Annotated in this window: 20 protein-coding genes, 2 tRNA genes and 2 other annotated features; all 22 genes read right to left on the bottom strand. The window is 34.9% G+C overall.

Features of this window, described 5'->3' with window-relative positions; all coding sequences use genetic code 11:
• Positions 1-52: 52 nt before the first annotated feature.
• The gene (locus J2Z80_RS12205; RefSeq protein ID WP_209454635.1) at positions 53-1456 is read right to left on the bottom strand and encodes an aminopeptidase; all 1404 of its coding nucleotides are present in this window, start codon (positions 1454-1456) and stop codon (positions 53-55) included.
• A 68-nt stretch (positions 1457-1524) separates the two neighbouring features.
• Positions 1525-2157 (bottom strand): response regulator, encoded by a 633-nt coding sequence (locus J2Z80_RS12210; RefSeq protein ID WP_013298257.1) that lies wholly within the window; start codon positions 2155-2157, stop codon positions 1525-1527.
• Positions 2150-3298 carry a sensor histidine kinase gene (locus tag J2Z80_RS12215; RefSeq protein WP_209454636.1) on the bottom strand — a complete coding sequence of 383 codons (1149 nt, stop codon included), beginning with the start codon at positions 3296-3298 and terminating at the stop codon, positions 2150-2152. The genes J2Z80_RS12210 and J2Z80_RS12215 overlap by 8 nt, the downstream gene beginning before the upstream one ends.
• 107 nt (positions 3299-3405) lie before the next feature.
• Positions 3406-3479: transfer RNA gene (locus tag J2Z80_RS12220), tRNA-Ile, on the bottom strand.
• Between the two features lies 1 nt (position 3480).
• Positions 3481-3556 (bottom strand) — tRNA-Ala (locus J2Z80_RS12225).
• 38 nt (positions 3557-3594) lie between these two features.
• Entirely contained in the window at positions 3595-4305 is a 711-nt protein-coding gene (gene yunB, locus J2Z80_RS12230) for a sporulation protein YunB (RefSeq protein ID WP_209454637.1), read from the bottom strand.
• A 50-nt stretch (positions 4306-4355) separates the two neighbouring features.
• Positions 4356-6716, bottom strand: a complete 2361-nt coding sequence (locus J2Z80_RS12235) for an endonuclease MutS2 (RefSeq protein ID WP_209454638.1) — start codon at positions 6714-6716, stop codon at positions 4356-4358.
• Positions 6716-9061 (bottom strand): U32 family peptidase, encoded by a 2346-nt coding sequence (locus J2Z80_RS12240; protein WP_209454639.1) that lies wholly within the window; start codon positions 9059-9061, stop codon positions 6716-6718. The genes J2Z80_RS12235 and J2Z80_RS12240 overlap by 1 nt, the downstream gene beginning before the upstream one ends.
• Positions 9062-9097: 36 nt before the next feature.
• A complete protein-coding gene (locus J2Z80_RS12245; RefSeq protein ID WP_209454640.1) occupies positions 9098-9472 on the bottom strand; it encodes a cell division protein ZapA in 375 nt (124 codons plus the stop codon).
• 98 nt (positions 9473-9570) lie between these two features.
• Positions 9571-11955, bottom strand: coding sequence for a phenylalanine--tRNA ligase subunit beta (gene pheT, locus J2Z80_RS12250; protein ID WP_209454641.1), 2385 nt, complete (start codon positions 11953-11955; stop codon positions 9571-9573).
• Positions 11956-11967: 12 nt separating this feature from the next.
• A complete protein-coding gene (gene pheS, locus J2Z80_RS12255; RefSeq protein WP_192403352.1) occupies positions 11968-12987 on the bottom strand; it encodes a phenylalanine--tRNA ligase subunit alpha in 1020 nt (339 codons plus the stop codon).
• A 57-nt stretch (positions 12988-13044) separates the two neighbouring features.
• Positions 13045-13259 (bottom strand) — a binding site (T-box leader).
• Positions 13260-13292: 33 nt separating this feature from the next.
• Positions 13293-14063: a TrmH family RNA methyltransferase gene (locus J2Z80_RS12260; RefSeq protein WP_192403355.1), complete on the bottom strand. Its 771-nt coding sequence runs from the start codon at positions 14061-14063 to the stop codon at positions 13293-13295.
• Between the two features lie 57 nt (positions 14064-14120).
• On the bottom strand, positions 14121-14480 hold the full coding sequence (rplT, locus tag J2Z80_RS12265; RefSeq protein WP_209454642.1) for a 50S ribosomal protein L20: 360 nt from the start codon (positions 14478-14480) through the stop codon (positions 14121-14123).
• 20 nt (positions 14481-14500) lie between these two features.
• Positions 14501-14698, bottom strand: coding sequence for a 50S ribosomal protein L35 (gene rpmI / locus J2Z80_RS12270; protein ID WP_013298266.1), 198 nt, complete (start codon positions 14696-14698; stop codon positions 14501-14503).
• A 17-nt stretch (positions 14699-14715) separates the two neighbouring features.
• Positions 14716-15228: a translation initiation factor IF-3 gene (gene infC, locus J2Z80_RS12275; RefSeq protein WP_209454655.1), complete on the bottom strand. Its 513-nt coding sequence runs from the start codon at positions 15226-15228 to the stop codon at positions 14716-14718.
• Between the two features lie 21 nt (positions 15229-15249).
• Positions 15250-15362, bottom strand: a sequence feature (ribosomal protein L20 leader region).
• Positions 15363-15418: 56 nt separating this feature from the next.
• Complete coding sequence (locus J2Z80_RS12280; protein ID WP_209454643.1) at positions 15419-16465, bottom strand: chorismate synthase; 1047 nt, start codon at positions 16463-16465, stop codon at positions 15419-15421.
• A gap of 1 nt (position 16466) precedes the next feature.
• On the bottom strand, positions 16467-17708 hold the full coding sequence (locus tag J2Z80_RS12285) for an MFS transporter (RefSeq protein ID WP_209454644.1): 1242 nt from the start codon (positions 17706-17708) through the stop codon (positions 16467-16469).
• 100 nt (positions 17709-17808) lie between these two features.
• A complete protein-coding gene (gene thrS / locus J2Z80_RS12290) occupies positions 17809-19713 on the bottom strand; it encodes a threonine--tRNA ligase (protein WP_209454645.1) in 1905 nt (634 codons plus the stop codon).
• 281 nt (positions 19714-19994) lie between these two features.
• On the bottom strand, positions 19995-20594 hold the full coding sequence (locus J2Z80_RS12295) for a DUF445 domain-containing protein (RefSeq protein ID WP_209454646.1): 600 nt from the start codon (positions 20592-20594) through the stop codon (positions 19995-19997).
• Between the two features lie 77 nt (positions 20595-20671).
• Positions 20672-21550 (bottom strand): putative sporulation protein YtxC, encoded by an 879-nt coding sequence (ytxC, locus tag J2Z80_RS12300; RefSeq protein ID WP_209454647.1) that lies wholly within the window; start codon positions 21548-21550, stop codon positions 20672-20674.
• A gap of 54 nt (positions 21551-21604) precedes the next feature.
• Positions 21605-22345, bottom strand: coding sequence for a DUF6873 family GME fold protein (locus J2Z80_RS12305; protein ID WP_432422724.1), 741 nt, complete (start codon positions 22343-22345; stop codon positions 21605-21607).
• Positions 22346-22394: 49 nt separating this feature from the next.
• A complete protein-coding gene (locus tag J2Z80_RS12310) occupies positions 22395-23357 on the bottom strand; it encodes a GGDEF domain-containing response regulator (RefSeq protein WP_245301320.1) in 963 nt (320 codons plus the stop codon).
• Positions 23358-23405 lie beyond the last annotated feature (48 nt).

Below are 23405 nucleotides of genomic sequence, written 5' to 3' on the forward strand. Positions count from 1 at the left end.
CTACAAAATAAAAATCACAAAAAGTAAAACCACCGGCATAGCCGGTGGATATTTATTTGCTTAAAAGGAATGATTTATATGCCTTATATCCCATATACAAGTCAAGTTTTGATGAAAGTTCATACGGAGAATGCATGCTTAAAAGTGCCACACCACAGTCTACAACTTCCATTCCATAATTTGCAGCGTAAAGTGCAACAGTTCCGCCGCCACCTATATCAACTTTTCCAAGTTCTCCAGTCTGCCATACTACATTGTTCTCATTGAATATCTTCCTTACTTTTGCGACAAATTCGGCATTTGCATCATTTGAACCGCTTTTACCGCGAGAACCTGTGTATTTCGTCACACATATACCATTTCCTATGTAGGAACTATTAAGCTTCTCACTTACATCCGGATACAATGGGTCGAAACCAGCATTGACATCTGCCGATAGCAGCTCTGCATTTCTCATAGCCGTCCTAAGCTTCATGTCTGTGCTTCCTTCTTGCTTCTCCAAGATTTCGGCTATGGCGTTTTCAAAGAACCTGGACTGCAATCCTGTATTGCCCATACTTCCAATCTCTTCTTTATCGGCAAATATAGCTACAGCAGTCTTCTCAGGATTATTTACGTCTAAGATTGCTCTTAACACATCGTATGCACATATCCTGTCGTCCTGCCCATACGCACCTATCATACTTCTGTCAAAACCTATATCCCTCGGTTTATACGCAGGCACCAGTTCCAGCTCTGCGCTTATAAAATCTTCTTCAACTATTCCGTATTTTTCATTTAAAATCTTTAATAAATATGGTTTTACAGAAACGTCTTCAGATAACGGCATATTGCCAACAACTGGATTTAATGCTTCCCCAGATACTACTTCGGAAGCTTTTTTCTCCATTTGATCTTTCCCGAGATGTGGCAGCAAATCTGTTATGTACAATATTGGATCATTATCATTTTCCCCCAGCTGGAAAGTAACCTTTTCACCATTTTCCTTTATTACAACGCCATGAAGTGCTAAAGGTATCGTTACCCATTGATATTTTTTGATTCCTCCATAATAATGTGTTTTAAATAAAGCCAAACCACTGTCTTCATACAATGGATTCGGTTTTAAGTCAATCCGAGGAGAATCTATATGAGCAGCTGTAGCTTTAAAACCGTTGTGCACAGAATCCCTTCCGATAACAGCCATTACAACTGATTTACCCTTATTGTTATAGTAAACTCTGCTGCCAGGCTTTAAATTAGTTGCCGTTTCAATATTTATAAAACCATTTTCTTCAGCAACCTTTATTATTCTGTCAGCAACTTCTCTTTCTGTTTTGCATTCTCCTATAAATGTTTTATAATCTTCTGCAAATTCAAATATCTTTTCCCTTTCTTCATCGCTTACCTTAAGCCATCCATTTTTGCTTTTATATCCTAATTTCTTCTCAATCTCTTTTAACTCGCCACTCTCCATTTCTCACGCCTCCTAAATATTTTAAATTACATATTAACTATAAAATATTTTTAGATTAAAAGCAAATTTTATGTATGCATATTATACATGTTGTTATTTTTTAATAGATATATAGCAGCCTGTGTTCTATCTTTAACATCCAGCTTCCTAAATATATTGTATACATGATTTTTAACTGTTTTTTCGCTTAAGAATAATTTATCCGCTATCTCTTTATTGCTATAGCCTTCCGCAATCAAACTCAATATTTGCATTTCTCTATCAGTAAGCTCTTTTTTGCATTCATCTGTATCTAAATTTTCTATCTCACTTACCAGTGAAGGATGTATGTAAACACCTCCGTTTGATATTGTTCTAATCGCCTTAATCAACTCATCTGAATCAGCATCTTTTAAGATGTAGCCCTCAACTCCAATTTTTAATGCTTCCATCAAATATTCCTTGTCATTGTAAATTGTTAAAAACATTATTTTGTTCTTTGGGTTGTCGTTTTTAAGCATCTTTGCAGCTTTAATGCCATTTATATTTGGCATGTTTATATCCATCAATATTATGTCTGGAGAAATTTTTTTAGCGATTTCATATGCTTCTTCACCATCTGATGCCTGATATATTACTTTCATGTCTTCTTCCAATTCTATTATCTGTTTCAATCCTTGGCGTAAAAGCACATGATCGTCAGCAATTAAAATATTAATCATTATTTTCATCACCACCTAGCGGAATAGAAATATAAATTTGGGTTCCTTCATTTGGCGAGCTGTTTATCTCAAATTTCCCATCCAATATTTGAACCCTCTCCCTCATCCCTAATAGGCCAAATTTATTATCTGTTGATGGCTTTTCAAACCCAATGCCATCATCTTTGATGATTATACTTATAAATCGATCCCCAAACTCCAATTTTATAATAGCATTTTTTGCCTTTGAATGTTTTTGAATATTTGTCAGGGCTTCCTGAATAACTCTAAAACAAGTTATTTCGATTTCGGGTTTTAATCTCTTATACTCTGACAGTGCAACAAAATCAACATTTATCCCTGTCTCACTTATAAAATTATTTATGTACTTTGAAACGGCAGGTATTAATCCAAGGTCATCAAGAATAGATGGTCTTAAATCGTATATGATCTTTCTTACTTCTTTCAATGAATAGTGTGCAACATCTTTTAGGTTTTTAAGTTCTTCCTTGGCTTTTTCAGTATCTTTGCTGATAAGTTTTTCGCATAATTCTGCTTTCAGTATTACATTTGCCATAGATTGTGCTGGACCATCGTGTATCTCCCTGGCTATCCTTTTCCTTTCCTCCTCCTGCGCTTCAATTATGCGGATATTCAAAAGCTGCTTGTCTTTTAGCTTTTCATATTGGTTGTGAAGCTTTGTTAAATCTCCAGTTAAATAATCCAGTGCGACGCCAATCTGAGTAGAAAGCTTTTCTGCCTTTTCGACTATTCCTCTGTATTCTATAAGCTTTCTCTCCAATTCATTTCTTCTTGCTATCAGATCTTTCTCTTCTCGCCTTTTTAAAATAAGCTCAACTTGAATTTCCTTCGCTTCTTCATATGCTTCTTTGATGGCGTCTTCACTTATGTTTCCAAATCTTTGACTTACATAAGCCAACTTTAACTTAGAGCTTTTTTCTTTTCTTTCTAAAAGCTCCACTTCCTTTATGACTGATCTTACTCTTACTTTTAATTCGTTTATTTGCTCTTCCAATTCATGATACTCGTTTCTTGTTTTCTCTAATATTTCCGAAATCTGTTCCTTGCTACTACCTATAACCTCTATGGTTTTCTCAACTATGTTGTCCAGCTTTTTATCATATTCAAACTTGGAAGCCATGTTTACACCTCAAAGGCAAATTTTATTTATCTTATTCGACAAAAAATTCCTAATTCCTTCATTTTTTATATTAAGACATAAAAAAAAGACCCGCTAGGGTTCATAAATGGGCTTAGATGGACTTGAACCATCGACCTCACGCTTATCAGGCGTGCGCTCTTACCGCCTGAGCTACAAGCCCATGGTGGAGATGAGGAGATTCGAACTCCTGACCCCCTGCTTGCAAGGCAGGTGCTCTCCCAACTGAGCTACACCCCCGTCAAACAATTATTATTATACCATATATTATAATGTTGTCAATTACTTTCTATGTTAATTTTTGAATCACCATTTGGAACAGGCACAGTATATTTATTGCCATTTACATCTACGAAACTTTCTGGTACATCGCCTACGATAATGCTATCAGCAATAGGCATGTGGGTTGAAACCTGTATTTGCTTCGATGCAAGAGGTGCGATGATTTGAATATTTGTCTTTATGTAAAGATATATTATATGCCTTGTCTGATTTATTCCAGCAGGCTCAAAACTTGATTGAAAATCCACGTATACAGATCCTATAGGTAGCAGCCCGACCTTTATCCTAGGCCCTGTATTGGCAAATATATCTTTTGATATTAGACTTCCAAGAGGCAGCTTCACATATACTGAGCCTATGCTATTTAGGTTGTCTTGAACAGTCTGAGTAATCCTTGTAGACAATATATTCATCTCTATTGTATTTGCTTGAAGCATAGAGACTTTGCCGTTTTTGTCGGTTCTCACATTGATAAGATCATTATACTGAATTCCTTTCAAAACTTTCTCGTTGATGGATTTGTTAATTGACTTTATTGCAACTTCCTGTGCTACAGTTTCGCTAGCTTTAAGAAGCGCAGGTCCTAGTCTATAGGCTACAAATGAATATATAATAGATATTAAAAATAATATCAGAAAAATGTATATGTAACTTTTATTTATTTCATATAATTTAAGTCTTCTTCTTCCCCATCTTTTTCTCCTCATATAAAAAACACCTCCTCTACATTTTATGATAGATGAGGTGTTTTGGTTACTCATTTTTCTTTTAATTCTACTATTGTTACACCATCTTCTCCTTCGCCGTATCTTCCCAGTCTAAAAGATTTAACGTGCTTATTCATTTTAAGAAGTCTAGCGATACCGCTTCGTAATATCCCTGTCCCCTTGCCATGTATTACTGTAACCTGCTTAAGACCAGCGAGATAAGCATCGTCCAAGTATTTTTCCACTTCTATCTCAGCTTCTTCCAGCGTTTTGCCACGGAGATCTATTGATGTTGATATGTTGGAAGATTTTTCATTAATATATGCGGTAAAGCCTTTTTCCTGCTTTTTTTCTTCATCTGATTCAGCTTCTCTTAAATTGCTTATATGGACATTCATCTTTAGTATTCCTGCCTGTATTTTTACATTTCCATCTTTATCTGGCTCAGACAATGCTGTCCCAGTTTGATCAAGCGGTACAATATAAAACGTCTGTCCAGGCATAACTTTTTTAGGTATTTTTTTATACACAGGAACTTCAGACTTTTTAAGGCTTTCTTCCATTTCACTTATATTTTCTTTAAGCTTCATTCTCGCTTCTTCTATAAGTTTATTTTTCTTATCAGATTTTTCAGCCTCTCTTAGCTTTGCAATAATCTCGTCTGCGGTAGATTTCGTATTCTCTAATATCTTTCTTGCTTTTTCCCTTGCTTTTTCTATAATCCTGTCTCTTTCTGCTTCAGTCTGTCTTCTCTTTCTTTCGTACTCCTCTTTTACGCTGTTTACCTGCCTCTTTAAAGCCTCAATCTCTTCTTTTGCCTTTTCTGCTTCAATCCTCTTATTTTCAAGATCTTTTATTATATCTTCGAATTTCAGCTCTTCGTTAGTTATATAATTTCTAGCATTATCTATGATTTCTTCATTAAGCCCAAGGCGCCTGCCTATTTCAAAGGCATTGCTTTTACCGGGTATTCCTATCGTAAGCCTGTATGTGGGTCTTAAAGTCTCTACATCGAATTCAACAGAGGCGTTTTCCACACCATCATTTTTCAATGCATATTGTTTAAGCTCACTGTAGTGGGTTGTAGCAATGGTACGGCAATTTATCCTGTGAAGAAAGTCAAGAATGCTCATTGCAAGGGCAGCGCCTTCTGTAGGATCTGTACCAGCTCCCAGTTCATCCAGCAAAACCAAGCTATTGCTTGTAACATTATTCAGTATTGTCACAATATTTGTCATGTGGGCTGAAAATGTACTTAAACTCTGCTCAATACTCTGCTCATCGCCTATATCAACAAATATGTTGTCAAAAAAAGCTACACTTGAACCTTCGTCAGCAGGAATATTTAATCCTGACATAGCCATCAAAGTAAGAAGTCCAACTGTTTTAAGGGTAACGGTCTTGCCACCTGTATTTGGTCCTGTTATAACAAGTGTATCAAATGAGTCACCTAAATATACGCTTATTGGCACAACTGCATCTTTTGGAAGCAAAGGGTGTCTGGCATTCTTTAAATTTACATATCCATCTGTATTAAACACAGGCTTAGATGAATTTGTGTTTATAGAATACTTCGCCTTTGCAAAGATAACGTCAAGCTCAGTCAACGCTACCATATTTTCGTGTATCTCAGATATATGCTGACTTATCTCATCAGTAAGTTCTGACAAAATCTTTTCAATTTCTTGATGTTCTTTTATTTCAAGCTGTCTTAAGTCATTGTTTAACTCAACAACAGTCATAGGCTCTATAAAAAGCGTTGCACCGCTGGAAGACTGGTCGTGAACAAGCCCTTTAAACGTGCCTCTGTACTCCTGCTTTACTGGTACAACATATCTTCCATTTCTTATTGTTATTATAGGGTCTTGAAGTTCTTTTGATGAAGACGCAATTATAGAATTTAAAGTATCTTTTATCTTGTTATTTATATGCGCTTTTTGTCTTCGTATATCTTTAAGCACAGGCGATGCATCATCTGACAGCTCATCTTCTGAAATAACAATTCTGTCTATTCTCTCGTACAAATCTCTAAGATTTGTGAGCCTAATATTGTATTCTCTTAAAAGCGGATAATTGCTTTCTTCTTTTTCACTCCTCAAATATGATTTTACTCTTCCTGCCAATGACAAAAACCTTGAAATTGTCATTAGCTGTCCGATGTTAAGCGTTGACTTTATCTTAGCTTTATTCAAAATGTCATCTATTTTTTTAAATGCAAATGACATATTGCCGTATGAACTTATAAACGATACGGCTTCATTTACTTTATCAATCTCTTTTACGACTTTATCAAGATCATCATATGGTTTAATATCTAAAGCCATTTCCTTTCCTGGCTCTGAATCGCATAAATTCACAATATGATTAACGATTTTGTCAAATTCCAAATTTCTAAAATATCTCTCTTCCATTATAATACTCCCCTGTAAAAATGTCCTCTTGTGTAATTTTCAATATGAAGATCATAAGTACCAAAATCCAATGAATTTTTGTACGCTTTTAGCACATTTTCTATTTCATCATCGCTTTCTATTGTATCATTTATCCTAATATAAGAAAGACCAGCTTTCCTTAAATCATCTATCTTATCTCCCATCGTAAGTATAGATGAATTTAATAATTTAATTCTGCAAAATCCATCACTGACTACTTTTATGAAATTGCCCTTTCTGTCCCTTAATGAATATTTTCCACTTTCACATGCATTTTTATCGCAATTTATGAGGTTTTTTATCGGACAGTATTCCATTATCATAAGAGGTAACCTGCCATAAGCTATAGATTCAAATCTCACATTTTCTCTCTTTGTTATATCTTCTATCTGGTGAAGATTAAGCTCTGTTGACAGCGTTATTGTATCAGCTTCTTTAAAAAAGTCTACAGAAAAACTGTTTACAACATTCAAATTAAAATCAATGCATACGTCAAGTCCAAGCTTCAATGACAAATTATAAAGTCCTAAATTAGTAACAAGAACTTTTTTAAACCCCATGTCCTTTATTTTTTTAAGTTCATCCTCTGGGTTTTTTATCTCATCCCTTACAACCTGAGGAAATGCAGGTATTATCTCACATCCTTCGCAATACTGCCTCACTTTTTTCAAATCTTCATCTTTTAATCTGTAATTGAAATAAATCCTATCAACTCCAACCTGCGAAGCAATCTTAACATGCTCTAAATTCTCCGTATAAAATGATATCTTTAAATCTTTACTTTTTGCGTGAACATCATCAGTCAGTTTGACATGTATATTTTTAGGTTCATTGTAGTGTAATTTTGTCTTTATAAGATTTTCTACTGCTGTCCTTCTGGTTTCCTTTATTTCGCTTAAAGGCAAAAAAAGTCCTTCATCCATATCAATTTCAATGTTTCTCACGGCAAATGGCGTATCATTTATTGAAGACACCTTCTCAATCAATGTATCTCTATCAATAGCTTTCTTAACTGCCTTTACAGCATCGACTTTACTGCTATTTACAACTTCTATGCCACCATTTTTAAGTTTTATATATAATGGCATATTCTCTTTCATCTTCACAAACACATCAATAGGTGATTTATACTCTTTTATATTTGAAAATTGCCTGTTTAACTTTACATCGTATGTTTTAAAAATAATGTCACCTACTTTTACTGGCATATCTTTAAGCTCTACCGTCTGTCCTTCATCGGCATCATCTGCTTTAATACCGTCTGCTACAATTTTGTCAACTTTAAATCCATGCTCACCAGTCTCAGTAGAAATACCGTCGCCTACAGAAAATGAAGTATACAGCTTTAATTTTAATCTTCCATTCCCTTTTGCCAAAACTTTACCTAAAGGAATCCCTCTATTTTTAGGGTTTATATAGCTCATCATAGAAGGCTTTCTTTCATAAAGGTATCCATTTGAAAAACCTCTGTTGAAAATTTTAGACATCATTTCGATACTTTTTGATACATCAAATTTTTCTGAATCGTAGTATGCATCAATCGCCTTTCTATATGATAGCACAACTGATGCCACATATTCTTTTTCCTTCATGCGGCCCTCAATCTTAAAAGAATCTACACCAGATTGTATCATATCTCCAACATAATCAATTGTACATAAATCAGCCATGCTAAGCAAATGCTTATTACCCTCGATTATATTTCCTTTATCATCTACAAAATCATATTTTAAGCGGCATGGACCTGCACATCTGCCTCTATTGCCGCTTCTTCCGCCAATTATACTGCTAAATAAACATTGTCCAGAGTAAGAAACGCATAAAGCGCCATGCACAAAGGTTTCTACCTCAATACCTGTATTTGTTTTAATATTTTTTATCTCCTTCAATGTCAATTCCCGTGGCAGCACTACTCTTTTCACTCCCGCCTCTTTTACAGCCTTAATGCTTTCTAAATTACTTAAAGTCATTTGGGTGCTGGCATGTATATTTATCTCTGGATAATACTCTCTCAATAATTTAACAATCCCAAAATCCTGTACGATAATCGCATCTACATTTAGCTTGTATAGATAATCAATATAATCAGCAAGTATGCCAATCTCTTTGTTAAAAATAAGAGTATTCACTGTAATGTATATCTTTTTATCCCTGAGATGGCAGTACTCCACTGCTTCTTTTAACTCTTCTTCTCCAAAATTTACTGCATATGCTCTGGCTCCAAATAACTTTCCTCCAATATACACAGCATCTGCTCCGCAATTTACAGCAACTTTAAGTGTCTCCAGGCTGCCTGCTGGAGCCAATAATTCTACTTTTTTCATCAAACCACCTTATCACTCTTATTCTTTTAATAAATTTTAACCAACATCATCAAATGTATTTATGTATTCCTCCAACTCTTCTCTTGCTGTTTTTAATTCTTCTTTCAACTTTTCAACTTCTTCTGTTAATTCTTCTATCCTTTCATCATCAGCACTTAACCTTGATTTTAACGATACAATCTCTTTTTTTAAAGCACTATTTTCTTCTTTTGAAATAAAAAGTTCATCTGCTATGTTAAGAGCTGACAAGACCAAAATCATTTGAGTTGACAGTTTACTATAGTTTTCAGAAATCCCTGATATTACACTATTTAAGTGATCTGTCAACTTCAATATATAATCTTCAGGATAATCTGTCTTCAAAATATATTCATTTCCATTTATATTTACCGTAATCTTTTTTATTTCCATTAGAACATCCCCTCAAAACCAAACATTACTTTATTTATTTCTACAAATCTTTGCGATTTCCTTCTTTATTAAGAAAAAAAAGACCTTTTCGGTCTTTTTTATCTAAGTTGTGCTCCAAGTTTCTCATTTAACTTCCTGATTATTTTGTCGTGCACTTTATTGACTTCTTCATCTGTCAAAGTTCTCTCGTATGATCTGTACCATATTGAATATGCAACACTCTTTTTATCTTCAGGAATGTTTTCTCCAGTATACACATCAAACAGTTTTACATCATCTACAAGTTTTCCGCCTGTTTCTCTTATTATGCTCTCTATATCGGCAACAAATGTATTTTTATCCACTAATACAGCAATATCTCTTTCTACAGCAGGATATTTTGGAAGGAGCTTGTATTTTCTCTCATCATCTTTTGCGTGTTTAAATAGAAGCTCAAGATTTAATTCTGCAACATATACTTCTCTATTGATATCGTAATTTTCCTCTATGTCAGGATTGATTTCTCCAAAAACACCTATGCATTCACCATCAACAATAATATCTGCAGACCTGCCTGGATGATAAAGCGTATTTTCACTTCTTACATATTTAACGTTGTTTACATTAAGCACATCCAAAAGCACTTCAATTACACCTTTTAAAGTCAGAAAATCAACATCATGGCCATACATGCCAATTACCGTCGTCTTTACCTCTACAGGAAGTTCTTCTAAAGGCAGCGATTTTGGAATAAATACTCTAGATATTTCAAAAGCTTTAAGGTCAGAAACCTTACGACTGTAGTTGGTATACACTACATTTAACATGGACGGTAAGAGCGTCGTTCTCATATACCCCTGATCTTCTCCAAGAGGATTCATAATCTTCACTGCTTTTCTAAGAGGGCTATCATCAGGTAAGTTTATCTTATCAAGGTCTTTCATACCCATAAAAGAAGTAGTTATAATTTCATTTAAGCCGCATGATAGAAATACTTCTTTTACTAGATCTTCTAGTTTTTGCTCTCTTGTCTTTACTCCTGCTGTAATCTGTGTGCCTTTTAAGAGTGTATCTTCTATGTTGTTGTATCCATACATTCTACCAATTTCTTCTGCAATATCAGCTTCACCTTCAATATCGCTTCTAAAAGCTGGAACCTTCACGACTAAGTTTTCACCATCGCAAATAACCCCAAAGTCTAAAAATGTAAGTATATTTTTCATCTCTCCAATAGTTAGATTTGTACCTAGAAGTTTATTTATCTTTTTATGCCTTACGCTTAAAACTTTTTCTTCTATAGGTTTAGGATATACATCAACAATGCCGTTTAATATCTCACCGCCGCTTAATTCAGCCATAAGCTGTGCTGCTCTATTGCACGCCATTACTGTAATCTCAGGATCGAGTCCTTTCTCAAATCTTGATGACGCTTCACTCCTTAGACCAAGTTTTTTAGATGTATACCTTATGTTACTGCCTTTGAAATTGGCACTTTCTATCAATATATTTACAGTATCATCTGTTATTTCAGTATTTTGACCACCCATAACACCAGCCAAACCTATTGCCTTTTCTTCATCGGCTATTACCAGCATCTCACTATCAAGTATCCTTTCTTTATCATCGAGAGTCACAAGCTTTTCACCGTTTTTAGCCCTTCTTACGATTATATGTCTATTTTTAACTTTGTCCAAATCAAAAGCATGCAACGGCTGACCTAGCTCCATCATTACGTAGTTGGTAACATCTACTATATTGTTTATTGGTCTTATTCCAGCTTTTAATAATCTCATCTGCATCCAAATAGGTGATGGCCCTATCTTTGCATTTCTTATCACTCTTGCAACGTACCTATAGCACAAATCATCAGCATCTATCGTAACATTTGCAGGATTCTTGTCAGCAACTTCATATATCTTTATTTCAGGCATTCTATAGCTTTTTCTGTATGTTGCTGCAGTCTCCCTGGCGATTCCAACTACAGATAGACAATCAGGCCTATTTGGAGTTATCTCAAACTCTATAACATCATCAAGTTCAAGGACCTTTTTTATATCTTCGCCAATAGGAAGTTCTGGAAGTATAAATATGCCATTCCTTTGATAGTCAGGAAGCAAACTTTCATCTAATCCCAATTCCTTTGCAGAGCACATCATGCCATTTGATTCAAGGCCTCTCAGCTTTCCTCTTTTTATTTTCACACCACCTGGCAGCGTAGAACCATGAAGTGCAACAGGTATATAATCGCCAACCTTTATGTTTTGAGCACCAGTTATTATCTGCAGTTTCTCTTCTCCTACATCAACAATTCCTACCTGAAGTTTATCAGCATCCGGGTGTTTCTCAATAGAAATGATCTTTCCTATTACAACATTCTTTATTTCGTTGCCGTAGCTTTTAATTGTTTCAACTTTTGAACCTGACATAGTAAGATCATCAGCCAATTTTTTTGCATCCACCAATACGTCTACATAGTCCTTTAGCCATGAATACGATACTAACATTTGCCTTCCTCCTTAAAACTGTTTAATAAAGCGCAGATCATTTTCATATAAAAGCCTTAAATCATCAATTCCATAGCTTAGCATAGTTATCCTGTCAAGTCCCATTCCAAAAGCAAATCCAGAATACTTCTCTGGATCTATCCCGGACATCCTGAGAACATTTGGATGCACCATGCCAGATCCTAATATTTCAATCCAACCTGAATAACCACAGACTCTGCAACCTTTGCCACCACATGCAAAACATGATACGTCCATTTCTGCACTAGGCTCCGTAAACGGAAAATAATGGGGCCTAAATTTTGTCTTAGTATCTGAACCGAAAAGTCTTTTTGCAAACAAGTTTAAAACACCCTTCAAATCACCCATTGTTATGCCTTCATCGACTGCAAGTCCTTCTATCTGATTAAATACAGGTGAATGAGTTGCATCTGTTTCATCAGATCTATAGACTCTACCAGGTGAGATAACTTTTATAGGTGGTTTATTTTTTTCCATAGTCCTTACTTGCACCGGTGACGTCTGTGTTCTTAGCAAAATATTTTTAGTTATATAAAAAGTATCTTGCAAATCTCTTGCTGGATGATCTGGTGGAGTATTTAACGCTTCAAAATTATAATAATCAAGCTCTATCTCAGGGCCTTCAGCAATAGAAAACCCAAGCCCTAAAAATATATCCTTTATTTCGTCTAAAACTTTCGTCATAGGATGTTTATGTCCTATTTCATGAACTTTCCCGGGCAATGTTATGTCTATATATTCACTTCTTATCTTTTCTTCCTTCTCTACTTTTAATATTTCATCTCTTTTTGCTGCCAAAAGGCTTTCAATCTCAGCTCTTACTTCATTTGATATCTTCCCAACTACCGGTCTTTCCTCAGGGGACAAATTTCCCATTCCCCGCAATATCTTTGTAAGCTCACCTTTTTTGCCTAAATACTTTACCCTAAGCTCTTCTAGTGATTTTATACTATCGACGGTTTCTAGTTCTCTCTTGGCTTCTTCTAATAAATTTCTTAATGTCTCTTCCAAAGAAATACTCTCCTTTCTTTATTTTCTAAGGTGTTAATAATAAAAAAACTCCATCTTCAAAAGGACGGAGATATAACCGTGGTACCACCTAATTTGGCCAAAAAGCCCACTCATTTTGATATAACGGATAAAACCGGTAATGCCTACTATCAGTTCAGCACACTGCTCCAGAGGGAACTTTCCATTACGCAATACCAGCAGTGCTCTCAATCTATGGCACCGCCTCCCTGTCGTATTGGATGTAATGTACTTTACTCCTTCATAGCATTTTCAATATATTTTTGGGATATTATATCATTTTTGTTCTATTTAATCAATCTTTGCCTTTGGGACTCATACAGGCATATGGACGCTGCTACTGACACATTTAAAGATTCTGCCATGCCATCCATTGGTATTTTAAATGAGCCATCCACGTACATATCTAGTAATTTATTAACACCTCTTGATTCATTTCCAAAAATCAAAGCAATATTTCTTGAAATATCACAATCATAAATGTACTTTTCAGCTTTTAAATTTGTTGACAAAACCCTTACACCGTTTCTTTTTAACGCTTCAAAAAGTTTATCAACTGGCACATCATTTACAACAGGTAGATGAAATATAGATCCCATAGTAGACCGTAAAACCTTTGGATTGTAGACATCAACTGCATTATTTATGGTAAAAACAGCATCTACATTAAATGCATCTGCAGACCTTATTATTGTACCTAAATTTCCGGGATCCTGAACTTCATCTAATATTACATACAAGCCATCTTTTTTTATCAAATCATTCACATTATAATCAGGCATTTTTACAACAGCCATTATCATCTGTGGTGTGACAGTGTCAGATATCTTTTTAAATATACTTTTATCTACAAATACAAGTCTGTCTTTTTCAACATCCAAGTCGATGTCACAATCTTCTGAAGCCAACACGTACTTAATTTCAAAACTGCTTTTTAAAGATTCAAAGACGCTGTTTTTGCCCTCTACAAAAAAGAGCTTCTTTTCATATCTATATTTCTTCTCTGATAACTTTTTAATGTCTTTTATAAGATTATTTTTTTCACTCGTTATTAACATATAAACTCCACTATCCCGTATATAGGTTAAAACCCGGCAAATAACCGGGTATAAAAATTACGCATTTAGTTGTTGCTTAGCAATGTTTACTAAATCTACGAAAGCTTTGTTGTCGTGTATAGCCATCTCAGACAGCATCTTTCTGTTTATCTCTATGTTAGCCTTCTTAAGGCCATTTATAAATCTGCTGTACGATATACCATTTGCTCTTGCTGCAGCGTTAATTCTGGCAATCCATAATTTCCTAAAATCTCTTTTCCTTAATTTCCTACCAATGTATGCATAATTAAGTGACTTCATTACAGCTTGGTTAGCTACTCTAAAAAGTTTGCTTCTTGCGACATAGTAACCTTTGGCAAGTTTTAATATCTTTTTATGTCTTCTTCTCGTGACTTTTCCTGACTTTACTCTCGACATTTCTATAACCTCCTAATTATTTACGCATAAGGAATCAAACGCTTTATATTCTTTGCATCAGTTTTGTAGAGATATGCAATCTTTCTTAGATTTCTCTTAGTCTTTCTAGACTTCTTTGTAAGTATATGTCTTTTAAAAGCTTTAGATCTCTTTACTTTACCACTTTTAGTAAGAGCAAACCTTTTTGCTGCTCCTCTATGTGTTTTCATTTTAGGCATGTTCGTATCCTCCTCAATTAAACGTTTTTAGGTGCTAATATCATCATCATATTTCTGCCCTCCATATTTGGGGCTTTTTCAACATTGCCATATTCTTCTACACTTTTTGCGAATCTATTTAATAATTCTTCGGCAAGATTTGTATGTGTAGCTTCTCTGCCTCTGAATCTAATAGTCACTTTAACTTTGTCTCCATCTTTTAAAAACTTCATGGCATTTTTAACTTTAACACCAAAGTCATGCTCTTCTATTGCCGGAGTCATCCTGATTTCCTTGATATTTATGACTTTCTGCTTCTTTTTTGATTCTTTTTCCTTCTTGCTTTGCTCATACCTATACTTTCCGAAGTCCATTAATTTGCATACTGGTGGATTTGCCTGTGGCGCAATCTTAACCAGATCGATGTGCCTTTCTAATGCTATCTTATATGCTTCTTTCGCTGACATTATGCCTAATTGATTACCATCTTGATCAATGAGGCGCACTTCCTTATCCCTAATTTCCTCATTAACCTGCAGCTCCTTGTTAATAAATACGCACCTCCTAAAATTTTACAAAAAATAAAGCGGGTATAAACCCGCTTCTATATACTGTTAACTAACGTCCCTTTAGAAACCTGACACCTGTGGTGAAAGGTGAGAAGCGGGTGCTTCTACTTTAAATACATGTTAAATTATAACATAACTTATCGTACTCGTCAATACCATTTCATAAAGATCATCAGTATTCTTCCACTTTTTTCTTGTACATATTAAAATTGTCCATCATTTCAGACAGAGAATCGCCGCCAAATTTTTTTGTCATTTCATCGGCTATAGTCCATGCACAAACAGCTTCAAGAACAACGGAAGCTGCTTCCACCGCTGTAACGTCTGAGCGCTCATATACCGCTTTTATCTCTTCTTTTGTGTTTATATCAACCGAATTAAGCGGCTTCCTCAAGGTAGGTATAGGCTTCATAGCAGCTCTTATTACGATAGGCATCCCATTGGAAATACCTCCTTCTATACCGCCTGCATTGTTTGTCTTTCTTAAAAATTTTCCGTCGTAATATATTTCATCATGGACAGAAGATCCTTTGCTTCTTGCAGCCATGAATCCCATGCCAAATTCCACGCCCTTTATCGCCTGAACACTCATTACGCTATAAGCCAACAGCGCATCAAGCTTTCGATCCCACTGAGTATGGCTGCCAAGCCCTATTGGTACACCTTCTACAGTAACTTCAATTATCCCTCCTAGTGTATCGCCATCATTTTTTGCTTCATCTATAATATTATGCCATTTATCCTTGTTTTTCTCTCCACCTATCTCAAGAATATTGCTTTTAACCTCTATCCCAAAGTTCTTCAAAAGAAGCTTAGCAACAGCTCCAACAGAAACTCTTGCGGCAGTCTCTCTAGCACTAGCCCTTTCCAAAATATTTCTCATGTCTCTCTGATTATACTTGATTGCACCAGACAAATCAGCATGCCCAGGTCTTGGCCTTGTAATCACAGGTATGTCTCTATCTTTCCAGTTTTCGTAATCGCGATTTTTTATGACCATGCAAAGAGGGGCACCGATCGTTAAATTATTTCTAACACCACCTAATACGTGAACAGTATCTTTTTCAATCTCCATCCTTCCACCTCTGCCATAACCAGATTGCCTTCTTCCAAGCTCATTATTGATAAAATCTACGTCAATAAAAAGATTTGATGGCAATCCGTCAATAATGGCTGTAAGTGCTTCCCCATGTGTCTCTCCTGATGTTAAGTATCTCAAACTAGACTCCTCCTTTACTTAATAAAGCATTTTTGCTTTTGTACAAAGCAACAGCAAAAAACAGCACACTTGATAATACTCTTAAAATCGCTGTCACATACATAAATTTCTCATATCCTATAATTTCATAAAACCATGTTCCTGCAATAGGTGACAAAAATGCTGCAAACTGCGTTACAATTGTGTATATTGCTATATAATTCATCTTTTCCTTGTGATCAGGCAGCAGTTCCAAAAGCCAATTTAATGATAGCATAGTGTATCCTGCTGTTACCATACCACCGTAAAAATCAATAACAGCACCTACAAATAGTCTTGCAACTTTAGCCCAAAGTACTGGAACTGTTGCCATAAGCAACGCACTTATGCTTAAAGCCACGCCATTTCCACGTCTGTCAGCAAGTCTTGCCCACCATCTGTATGTAATTATGGACCCAACAGATCCTACAATAGTGAATATGCTCATCCACATATTATTTGAATGAAGATTATCAACCTTATATATGGTAAATATCGGCCATGCCATCATCCACGTAAAAGTAAATATAAATGAGGCAAGGCAAAAATAAATAAACTTCTTCGATTGCTTCATAGCTTTTAAAGAATCTATAAATAATATAGACTTTTCCTTTTTATTCACAACATAGTGAAACCTTGAATAATAGTATGCATCAAGGATTCCAAATATGAAAGCTATGAAGAACATTATTTGATATCCATATGGAAACTTGATTCTGTCCAGCAGCAAACCTGTTATAAAAACTGATGCAGTACCTAGTACACCCGTCCAAATATTCCTGTCTGCAAACACTTTTCCGCGAAACTCTTCAGGAATCAAGTCGCTCATAAACGACTGCCAGCACATGCCTGTAATGATGGCAGGTAAATTAAGTAACCCTACAAACAACACAACTGCTTCCGATCTAAATTTGCTCATAAATGGAACCAATGCTACTAAAAGGTAAAATCCCCTTGTTATGTATTCCAAAATATATGCAAATTTAAAAACGTTTTTAGACTTGTTGATAAAAATTGTCGCAGGCAGTATCCCAATTAAAGCCATAAGAGCCGGCAGGGAATTTATAAGGGAGACTTCATAATTATTAGCACCTAATTTAATCGCAAATATTCCGACAAACGGCATTATCATGTTGTACCCTATTGAAAAAGTTATGCCGTTTAACAAATTCATCTTTATGTTGTAGTTAAGATATTTATAGACCTCCCTATTTTTAGTTGTCATGATAACCCCCCATTAATATCATTACATAACTAGATTATCATGTTTTTATACGGCAATCAAGAAGCAAAATATCCACCAGGCAAGCCGGTGGATATTCTTTTTAAAGAGATTTATTCTTAATTTCTTCCAATATAGATGATAAAAATTCTTGAATTGATTTAGACCCAAGATCTCCTTCTTTTCTAGACCTTACAGAAACATTGCCTGATTCTACTTCTTTATCACCCAGTATAAGCATATAAGGTATTTTCTGCATTTGTGCTTCTCTTATCTTGTAGCCTATCTTTTCGTTTCTATCATCTAATTCAACTCTAATATCATTTTCTAAAAGTCTCTGCTGTATATTCTGGGCATATGCTAAGTGTTTATCAGAAATAGGGAGAATCTTTACCTGCACAGGTGCAAGCCATGTAGGAAATGCTCCTGCAAAATTCTCTGTAAGAATAGCTATAAACCTTTCTATGCTGCCAAAAACAACTCTATGAAGCATGACAGGTCTGTGCTTCTCTCCATCTTGACCTACGTATTCGCAGTTAAATCTTTCTGGCATCTGAAAATCTAGCTGTATTGTTCCGCACTGCCATGTACGCCCTATGCTATCTTTTAAATGAAAATCTATTTTAGGACCGTAAAATGCTCCATCTCCCTCATTTACTTTGTAGTTAAGGCCTATGTGCTCCATCGCCTTAATCAATGCGTTAGTGGCAAGTTCCCAGTCTTCATCGGAGCCTATGGAATTTTCTGGCCTTGTAGAAAGCTCTACAAAATAATCAAATCCAAATATCTTGTAGAAATAGTCAATAAGTTTTATAACCCCTAAAATCTCTGACTCTACCTGATCAGGCGTCATGAATAAATGGGCGTCATCTTGTGTAAAGCTTCTTACCCTCATAAGGCCGTGGAGCGCACCGGAAAGTTCATGTCTGTGGACCAATCCAAGCTCGCAAAGCCTAAGTGGGAGATCCCTGTAGCTGTGCATAGTTGAATTGTACACAAGCAAAGCACCGGGACAATTCATTGGCTTTATAGCGTAATCCTCACCATCGATTTTTGTAAAATACATGTTTTCTTTGTAGTGATCCCAATGTCCTGATCTGTGCCATAGTTCTTCATTTAATATGATAGGTGTCTTTATTTCAAGATAGCCTCTTTTTGCATGTTCTTTTCTCCAGAAATCTTCCAATATATTTCTTATAACCATTCCTTTTGGATGGAAAAATGGAAAACCAGGTCCTTCATTGTGAATACTAAAAAGGTCTAGTTCTTTTCCTAATTTCCTGTGATCTCTCTTTTTTGCTTCTTCCAGCATATTTAAGTATTCATCCAGCATGCTTTTTTTAGGGAAGCTTATGCCGTATATCCTCTGAAGCATTTTATTGTGCTCATCGCCTCTCCAGTAAGCACCTGCTACAGAAAGAAGCTTTATTGATTTTACCATCCCTGTGCTGGGAAGGTGTGGTCCTGCACAAAGATCTGTAAATTCCCCTTGCCTGTAAAAAGATATGACTGCATCTTCAGGCAAATCTTTTATAAGCTCTACCTTGTATGGTTCACCTTTTTCATCCATGAATTTTATAGCTTCTTCTCTAGGTAGAACAAACCTCTCCAGTTTTAAATCTTCTTTTATGATTTTATTCATCTCTTCTTCTATTTTAGAAAAATCATCAACTGTAAATGGCTCATCAACATCAAAATCATAGTAAAATCCGTTGTCAATGGCAGGACCTATTGTAAGCTTCACATCTTTATAAAGTCTCTTAATTGCCTGCGCCATTATGTGTGATGAAGTATGCCAATATATCTTCTTTCCATCTTCATCATCAAACGTCAATATCTCCAATTTGCCGTTTTCATTTATAGGCGTAAAAAGCTCCACAATCTTCCCATTAAACTTGCCTCCAACAGCTTCCTTTGCAAGCCTTTGGCTCAAACTCTTGGCTATTTCGTACACATTCTTACCATTTTCAAATTCTTTCTCTGTACCATCTTTTAAAATTATCTTCATATCTTGTCCTCCTTTATAATTTTTTAAACTAAAAAAACCTCACGCCAAAAGAGGCAGAGGTTCTGCGGTTCCACTCTCATTTATACTCGAAATTATAACGGTATTACCGATCGGATTCATCACCCGCAGCTCAAAGGTGGTCTTCGATATCAAAAATATTTGAATGATTTCAGCCTAAGTCATTCAATCTCTTTGATATTTTTAGATATCTACTTTCCTTCTCATTGCCGAAATATTGATTTTTTACTATTATATAATTGATAATGAAACTTGTCAATAATCTACAACACTCTTACTACAAATGCCTGTAGAATACCTATTATAAAGCCTAAAACCCCGCCTAGCACTACAATCATCTTTAATTCTTTATTGGAAACGTTCAGAATGATCTTTTCAAGTTTTTTAAGCTCAAAAAGCTTTATCTTATCCTCAACTATTCCTGCTATATCAACTTTTTCAGACATATCGTTTAGCATGGTTGCAGCAGACTCATCTATAAATTTCTCGGCTTCTTTATTTACAATACCACCTACGTAATTGACAATCATTGCTTTTAATGACTTCGGTATAAATGATGGCATATTGTTTTCCACAGCATCGCCTATACCACTTAGTATTCTATCTAAAATATACTGCCGATTCTCATCGTTTAAAAGCTTATCCCAGATATCGTCTATTGATACAAGCTCATTTTCCACAACTTTGCCTATAGATGCTGCAATCTCATCTCTCCTTCTTGGTATAAGCCCTTGAATAGAAATCCCAAATATTTTTACTGGCTCAATAGGCCTAAAAAGCATGACGACAGCTATATAATTTGTTATCCATCCAATAGCTGCCCCAACAAGCCCTAAAAACATCATTTGTATAAAAAAATGCATTTAATCACCTCAACAAAATAGCCTAAATATATAATAGCAGATTTTATACAATAATAAAACCCAGCAACCGCTGGGCATTATTTCCTTGCTTCATGTGCAGCACATAAGCTGCAGCCATTACATATAAATACCCTGTCTGAAAAAATTTTTTCTACAGTATCAAGGACTTCTTTGCTTTTTATATTATTTGCAGAATGGATATAGATTTTAGCTGGTGCCATCGCTATTAAAGTGCTTATAAGCATATCATCATCGCTTAATTCGCCACCGCTAAACTCAATAGTTATATCGCTTAAGAATTTCCCTGTTATTGGGTTATTATCCTTATCGAAAAACCTAAACTTACCGCCTTTATCAACAAGAATATTCAAAACATCTATTTTAGAATCCTGCAGTTCAACAAAATACTTTAAAAGTCCTATAAATTCATCGTACTCCTTCTGCATCAAGTACTCATCAACTGCTCTATCGACAACTTCACTTAGCTCTCCAATAAAGTCCCGAAGCCTAAAATTAACAAATCCCTCTATGTCTATGGTTTCACTATCCTTTAAAAAATCCTCTATTTCTATAAATATTTTTTCTTTCTTCACCAATTTAAATGTTTCTCTATTTACATCGTTATCTAAAATACTGTTTGCTATGTTGGCAATCTTTTGCTTTTCATCAGAATTAAAATAGTTATAATATTTATCTATGATCTTTTTTATCAGTTTTTTGTCAATTTGATTTACTATTATATCTGAAATAATATCTGATATATGCTGTCTTATTTTGGTTATATTTTTATATGAGGCTTTATCTTCTACATCAATATTGAAAAACGTTATATTGCCACGATTATCTAAATTTACGTTAACGTCTATACCTTCTGTTTTCATGTCTTTTAAGCCATGCTTTAAAAAGTCACTGCCATTCTTTAACGCATTTGGGATACCGATAGACAAAAGCTGCATTTTTCTCACTCCCTTCGTTAGTAGTATGTGCCTAAATGTTTTTTCTTTGCATCATTAGTAGAGTGGAATAATGGAACCAATGTCTTTTACTTCACCAGATGTTAAAAAAAGTACTTCCTTGTTTTTATATTTCAAAAAATCAATTATTTTCATATAGTTCCTGTGAAATCTTAAATCGCCAGCAACACAAAAAACATCTTTATCAATCAAACCAGATGCTCCTCCAATAAAGCCGTATTCAAATCCATATAATTTTATATCACCTTGTTCTATCAAAAGGCAATCAAATCCTTTCTTAACCGCCGTTTTAAAAATTCCTGCATCTGATGTAATAAAGCTGTATTCATCAACAATAGCAATATTGCATTTAGTATATCCTTGATTTACATGGATAAACTTTACACCTTTTTCTTCCAGCATTTTTCTTAATATTGGATCAGTGTATTTTAAGTTGTGGAATGCATAATCACCTAATCTTGCTACATTATATGCTATATTGCCGGGATAGTTTCTACTTAACATAGTTTGTCCAAATTTAACGTCTAAATTTAAATCTTTCAATTTATCTACAAAATGTTTATTTACATCAGGAGCGATGATTATATGGCCATCACCTGCATTATGCAATATTATATCAGGATGGAAAGATATAGCTTCATAAAGTGAATTGTGTTTTTCTGTCATTATAACCTTTATACCTAAACTATTTAATGTATATGCTATCTCCATTTGCCTTCCATCTACCACCACAGCTTGTACTTTTCTGTCAGGCACATAAGGGTATTTCAAAAACAATTTACATCCTCCTACCTAAGCATAAAAAATTAGCATACAAACCGTATGCTTAACTTTTCCTTCTATCTTTTAAATATTTGCTTCCCTCCATAGACTTCAATTTTCTTTTTATCTCTGCAGCTACAGCACTTATCTGAAGCTCATTTTCAAATTTCCTATTTTCATTAGTAACAACCGCTATTGATATAGAAACAAATGGAAATCTCTGTATCTCACCGCGCCTATTTATAACTTCTATATAGCCATTCGCCACATCTTCATCGTCATAATACCTTTTTATGTCTTCATCAAAATTATTTATTATATAATTGCATATACATTCGACTCTATCAGGTGTAGTGATAATGATAAAATCGTCACCGCCAATGTGTCCCAAAAAATCATTTGTATTTCCAAATTTAAAAAGTGCATCTTTTAATATCCTTGATGTCTGCTTTATTATCTTATCTCCACGTGAAAAACCATAATAATCATTGTAAGCCTTAAAATTATCCAAATCAATGTAGAGAACTGCATATAGAGATCCGCTTTTTATACGCCTTCTAATTTCATATTTGATATCTATATTCCCTCTTAAACCTGTTAAAGGATTGGCCATTCTGTTGTGCTCAATTCTTTGAAAGAGGTTCTTGACTTGTGCGAGAAGTTCTTTCTCATTGAAAGGCTTTGTTATATAGGCATCAGCACCAAGCTCCAACCCATGTATCTTTTCTTCAAAATCATCACTTGAAGTCAAAAGAATCACTGGTACCAATTGATTTTCCTCTTCATCCCTCAAAATCCTCAATAAGTCAAACCCACTTAACCCTGGCATGACAACATCCAATATAATCATATCCGGTAATATCAGCCTATATAGCTTTAAAGCCTCGTCACCGTCTTGCGACTCGTAAATTTTATATCCGGCACCGCTGAGAATGTTTTTTAGAATGGTTCTGCTAAACTTATCATCATCTACGATCAGTATACTTTTTTCATTCACATTACTTCCCCCAAAATTTTTTTCACCCATATATTATATTTGCGTTTGATAAGAATGATTCGCACCAAATGTAAATTA

It is taken from the genome of Thermoanaerobacterium butyriciformans (genome assembly GCF_017874545.1).
In the GTDB taxonomy this organism is placed as follows: domain Bacteria; phylum Bacillota; class Thermoanaerobacteria; order Thermoanaerobacterales; family Thermoanaerobacteraceae; genus Thermoanaerobacterium; species Thermoanaerobacterium butyriciformans.

Excerpts from the sequence above, each read along its gene's own strand:
- J2Z80_RS12205 (WP_209454635.1), bottom strand. The coding sequence starts at position 1,456 with ATGGAGAGTGGCGAGTTAAAAGAGATTGAGAAGAAATTAGGATATAAA.
- J2Z80_RS12210 (WP_013298257.1), bottom strand. The coding sequence starts at position 2,157 with ATGATTAATATTTTAATTGCTGACGATCATGTGCTTTTACGCCAAGGA.
- J2Z80_RS12215 (WP_209454636.1), bottom strand. The coding sequence starts at position 3,298 with ATGGCTTCCAAGTTTGAATATGATAAAAAGCTGGACAACATAGTTGAG.
- yunB (WP_209454637.1), bottom strand. The coding sequence starts at position 4,305 with ATGAGGAGAAAAAGATGGGGAAGAAGAAGACTTAAATTATATGAAATA.
- J2Z80_RS12235 (WP_209454638.1), bottom strand. The coding sequence starts at position 6,716 with ATGGAAGAGAGATATTTTAGAAATTTGGAATTTGACAAAATCGTTAAT.
- J2Z80_RS12240 (WP_209454639.1), bottom strand. The coding sequence starts at position 9,061 with ATGAAAAAAGTAGAATTATTGGCTCCAGCAGGCAGCCTGGAGACACTT.
- J2Z80_RS12245 (WP_209454640.1), bottom strand. The coding sequence starts at position 9,472 with ATGGAAATAAAAAAGATTACGGTAAATATAAATGGAAATGAATATATT.
- pheT (WP_209454641.1), bottom strand. The coding sequence starts at position 11,955 with ATGTTAGTATCGTATTCATGGCTAAAGGACTATGTAGACGTATTGGTG.
- J2Z80_RS12260 (WP_192403355.1), bottom strand. The coding sequence starts at position 14,063 with ATGTTAATAACGAGTGAAAAAAATAATCTTATAAAAGACATTAAAAAG.
- rplT (WP_209454642.1), bottom strand. The coding sequence starts at position 14,480 with ATGTCGAGAGTAAAGTCAGGAAAAGTCACGAGAAGAAGACATAAAAAG.
- rpmI (WP_013298266.1), bottom strand. The coding sequence starts at position 14,698 with ATGCCTAAAATGAAAACACATAGAGGAGCAGCAAAAAGGTTTGCTCTT.
- J2Z80_RS12285 (WP_209454644.1), bottom strand. The coding sequence starts at position 17,708 with ATGACAACTAAAAATAGGGAGGTCTATAAATATCTTAACTACAACATA.
- thrS (WP_209454645.1), bottom strand. The coding sequence starts at position 19,713 with ATGAAGATAATTTTAAAAGATGGTACAGAGAAAGAATTTGAAAATGGT.
- J2Z80_RS12295 (WP_209454646.1), bottom strand. The coding sequence starts at position 20,594 with ATGCATTTTTTTATACAAATGATGTTTTTAGGGCTTGTTGGGGCAGCT.
- ytxC (WP_209454647.1), bottom strand. The coding sequence starts at position 21,550 with ATGCAGCTTTTGTCTATCGGTATCCCAAATGCGTTAAAGAATGGCAGT.
- J2Z80_RS12310 (WP_245301320.1), bottom strand. The coding sequence starts at position 23,357 with ATGGGTGAAAAAAATTTTGGGGGAAGTAATGTGAATGAAAAAAGTATA.